Origin of the sequence: Novosphingobium olei (genome assembly GCF_012927405.1) — a bacterium.
Taxonomy (GTDB): domain Bacteria; phylum Pseudomonadota; class Alphaproteobacteria; order Sphingomonadales; family Sphingomonadaceae; genus Novosphingobium; species Novosphingobium olei.
In genome coordinates this window covers 1-4,088 of sequence record NZ_JABBGM010000035.1, presented here as the reverse complement: position 1 = coordinate 4,088, position 4,088 = coordinate 1, and the positions used below count along the sequence as shown (strand labels likewise).

Annotated in this window: 3 protein-coding genes; all 3 read left to right on the top strand. The window is 61.7% G+C overall.

Translation table 11 applies throughout. The annotated features are described in order from the left end of the window. Positions 1-99: 99 nt before the first annotated feature. From HHL27_RS22075 to HHL27_RS22065, 3 genes are read left to right on the top strand one after another with little or no spacing between them, the layout of a single operon-like run. Positions 100-1,314 carry a tyrosine-type recombinase/integrase gene (locus tag HHL27_RS22075; RefSeq protein WP_010890944.1) on the top strand — a complete coding sequence of 405 codons (1,215 nt, stop codon included), beginning with the start codon at positions 100-102 and terminating at the stop codon, positions 1,312-1,314. Then, positions 1,305-3,437 carry a tyrosine-type recombinase/integrase gene (locus HHL27_RS22070; protein ID WP_010890943.1) on the top strand — a complete coding sequence of 711 codons (2,133 nt, stop codon included), beginning with the start codon at positions 1,305-1,307 and terminating at the stop codon, positions 3,435-3,437. Before HHL27_RS22075 ends, HHL27_RS22070 begins: the two co-directional genes overlap by 10 nt. Then, complete coding sequence (locus HHL27_RS22065; protein ID WP_011445585.1) at positions 3,434-3,913, top strand: hypothetical protein; 480 nt, start codon at positions 3,434-3,436, stop codon at positions 3,911-3,913. Before HHL27_RS22070 ends, HHL27_RS22065 begins: the two co-directional genes overlap by 4 nt. Positions 3,914-4,088 lie beyond the last annotated feature (175 nt).

The following is a 4,088-nucleotide window of genomic DNA, read 5'->3' as shown; positions in this document are numbered from 1 at the left end:
TTATGTTAATACCGATACCATAACTGTCCATGTAAACTGTGTCCAGTGTGATGGCGAAAGGCTTGCAGTCACGGGGGTCTTTCAACAGTATCAGCGACCGTGTCCACTCCGTTCGCTACGACGCCCTGGCAGGCTGCGCGCATCGAAATGCCCGGCGGTCGCCGGTCGTGGACGGTATTGGATGATGACGGCGATGTCGTCGAGTGCCTTCGTCACTGGATCGTCCATCTCGAACAGACCCATGCGTCACCAAACACGATCCGCGCTTATGTTCGCCACGTTGTGGACTTCGCTAGCTTCCTCGGCGCAAACGGCGCCGGCATCCATGAAGCCACGGTTGCGCTGTATGACAGCTTCCTTGCCTGGCGGCTTGCCCGCCGAAAGGATGCGCTGCCAAGTCCTCGGCTGATCCTGCTACGCAAGCAGGAAACGCGGATTCTGGCACCATCGACGCGCAACCAGATCCAGCTCGCGGTCAAATCGTTCTACCGCTTTTACAACGGCACTGACGACTTCGCGGTCGATACGACCGAGGTCACAAAGGCCTATGACGGCCACCGGATCTACAAGCCGTTCCTTGAGCATATCAGCCAGCGACGGACGACACGGCGCAAAGACCGTTATCTCTCGGGCGATCCCGGCCGGGTCCAGCAGCAGGTGCTCAAGAAGCGGCTGACGCCGAGCGAGGTTCTGCGGCTGATCGAGGCCTGCGGGCTCGCGCGCGACGCCTTCCTGGTCGTGCTGCTCTACAACACCGGCCTTAGGATCGGTGAAGCGCTGGGCCTGCGCCATGTCGATATCGATCTCGCCGAAAAGGTCATCTGGGTCGTTCCGCGCGAAGACAATGCCAATGAGGCCCGTGCGAAATCGGGCCGGACGCGCGGTGTGCCGGTGCACGACTACGTGCTCAACATGTACGTCGATTACATCACCAGCGACGAATATCTGCCAGCCTTCGAGTCCGGCGCCGAGTACGTCTTCACCAATGTCAAAGCCGGCGTCATCGGGCACGCCATGAGCCTGTCCTACGCGCAGAAGCTCGCGGGCCTGCTGGAGCAGCGCACCCATATCGCCTTCAGCTGGCACATGTTCCGCCACAGCCATGCATCCGAGGCGATCGCGGCGGGATACAGCCTGCTCGAAGTGGCCGACCGGCTCGGGCATGCCAGCCCGCAAACGACAGCGGCGTTCTATCAGCACCTGTTCGCCTCGGAAATCCGCAGGCTTTACCTCACAGGACCCGACGAGGTGCATGAAAGGCTTGAGAAACTTCGCGAGGCTGAGCTGCTCGGAAAGGATCTGCGATGGGCCTGACGCCGCTGGCGCTCGTCGGCGGCACGCCGCACGATACCGATCGCTACAACAACTGGCTTGAGGGGCGCCTCGCGGAGATATCCCCCCTCCTCGTCGCCAATCCCATTTGGTCGGACGCCATGATGGGTGAGGTGTTCGGCCATCCCTGGCTGAGCCAGACATACGCAAGCTTGCCGCTTCAGGCTGCGGTTCCGGTACTCACCAACGAGATCAAGGCTTACCTGGCGGTATCCGTTCTCGACGATCGCAAGGCGGACGCCCACTGGTTCCAGCGCCGGATCCCGGTGATCCGCTATCTGGTAGAGGAAGGCGCGGACCTGCTTGGTCACTTTGAGGCGGGCTGCCTTGCCGACATCCCTCACCCCGGCTTCGCGCCATCAGATGACGAGGGTGCGCGCAAACGGAACCACCACAACGATGCAGTGCTGGAGTGCTACGCCGCCTGGTATGGCGCGAATTATGGACGGCGCAGGCAAAGCCAGACCCGCCAGTGGATCCGGGGCGGCAAGATCGTCACCAGCGAGTTCCGCTCACCGGAAGTGCAGCTGTTCGGTGATATCCATCGCTTCGCGATCATCAACCGGGCGCAGATGGCACCGATGCATGACCGCGACATCATCCTGCTCAACGATCTCTACAGCGAGGAGGACACACGCTTCCGCGATCGGCAACGGCGAAGCGACACCTATATCAACTTCCTGAACTTCGAGCCGTGGCTGCGCCCGCTGATGCGCGGCTTCCTGCTCGACAAGGTCGCACATGGGGAATTTGCGCCAAGAACGGTGATCGCGATGCGATCTCGGTTACGGCTGTTTGCGCAGTTCCTCCACGAAGAATCCGTCGCTGGTCCTGCGAAGATCAACGAACTAACGATGGAGCGCTATCTTGCATGGGGAAACGCGCGCAATGCCGCCGGCAAGAACTGGTACACCGACATCGTCCAACTGATGCGGGCAGCACCGGTGCTACTGCCGGGGGAATGGCCGCGGATCGCGCTCGACAAGCGCGCGGCGCGGCGCATCCGTTACAAGCAGGCACCGGATGACCCGCGCAACCGGCTCTACGCTTCGCGAGAGGGCGCCAACCGGGCGGCGCCTCCTGAGGCCTTGGCCGCGATGATGGCCAGGCTCGATGAACTGCCTGCCCCTATCCCGGTAATCTTCATGATCGGGATCACCACCGGTGCGCGAGCCGAAGACCTGCATGCCTTGCTCTTCGACTGCCTGCGGCCCGATCCGCACGACAAGCGGTTCATGCTGTTCACGTTCTGGCAGAACAAGGTCAGCCGCTGGAACACCAAGCCCTTGCTGGCGACCGATCCCGCGCACCGGGCCATGATCGAGTTGATCGAAGCCCAGCAGGATCGCGTCCGGCAGCGTTACGGGCGCGCCACGAAATACCTGTTCCCCGTCTTTTACGGCAAGCGGGAATCGTTCCTCGGCTACAACTGGACCTTGCAGGAGCTCAGGATGCTGTGCCTCAGGCACGGGATCGTCGATGGCGAAGGCAAGCCGTTCGACTTCTCATGGCATCCGTTGCGCCACCATCGAGGGACACAAATGGCGGCCGAAGGCCACGACATCCTGAGCATCATGTTCGAGCTCGGCCATGCCTCGCCGGATATGGCGTCGATGTACGTCAACAAGCGTCTCGATCTCAAGAAGAACGCCTTGCTGCGAAAGGGTGGCGGCCAGTTCTTCACAATCGCGGGCAAGGTCGACGAAGCGGTCGGCGATCTCCTGCTGCGCAAGGAAACCATGCTGGCCACGCGGGTCTGCGGCGGCGCCTGCACGCTGCCAGGGCAACTCGGCGAATGGTGCGAGCACGCCCACGCCTGCCTGACCTGCCGGTTCTTCCGCGCCGATGGCGGCGACGTGGAGCACTTCCGCTGTGAACGGGCCGGACTTTACGCCGCGATCGAAGGGCTCGAGCAGGAAGCGCAGAACTACGAGGAAGGCGGACAGACCCGCATGGCCGACATCACGCGCAAGCGCCTGCAACGCAATAAGGATGCGGTCCACAACACCGACACCATCATCCGCTCCATCGAGGAGCACGGCCTCTACAAGGGTGAAAAGCAGCGCTACAGGCCGGCCACTGCTCGAGAGGAAGCGACGTCATGACCATGGGACCGGATCTGCGGATCGCAACACTCAACGATGCCCGCAGCCGTCGTAGCGCAGAGAAGCGCGCTGCAGTCGAGGATGCGATCATGCGGCTGCGCGACACCAGGCAGGCTGTGACGTTCGTCTCGGTGGCACGTGAAGCAAAGGTCAGCCGCCAGTACCTCTACAACAACTTCGCCGACGAGATCGGCGAGGAACGCGTCGAAACCCGCGCGGAAACCGAGGTGATAGACGGCAAGAAGGTCCCGCTGCGAACGCCCGAGGAATATCGGCACATCGAAGCGGCACTCCGCAACAAGATCGAGCGCCTTGAGACCGAGCTCCGGGATGCCCGTGCCGAAAGGGCTAAGGCGGACCGAACGGCCGAGCGTGAGCGCGGTAAGGCGGAACACTGGCGTCAGCTCTACACGGCTGTCCTAGCTCGCGTATCACCGGGACAGTCGCCCGAGCCGCTGCCCTCCTCTGAAGACTGAACCGTCACGCTGCGATCGGGTTACGATCAAGCGAGTAGGAAGTGAGCCGCCTACGGCGTCTTGCACTTCCAACTCCCTTGATCGTCCAAATTATGAGCGAAACACAATGGACAGGTTTATCGCCTGCAAACCATTGAAACTAGGACACAAGACACGAATTGGTGTTGATATATGT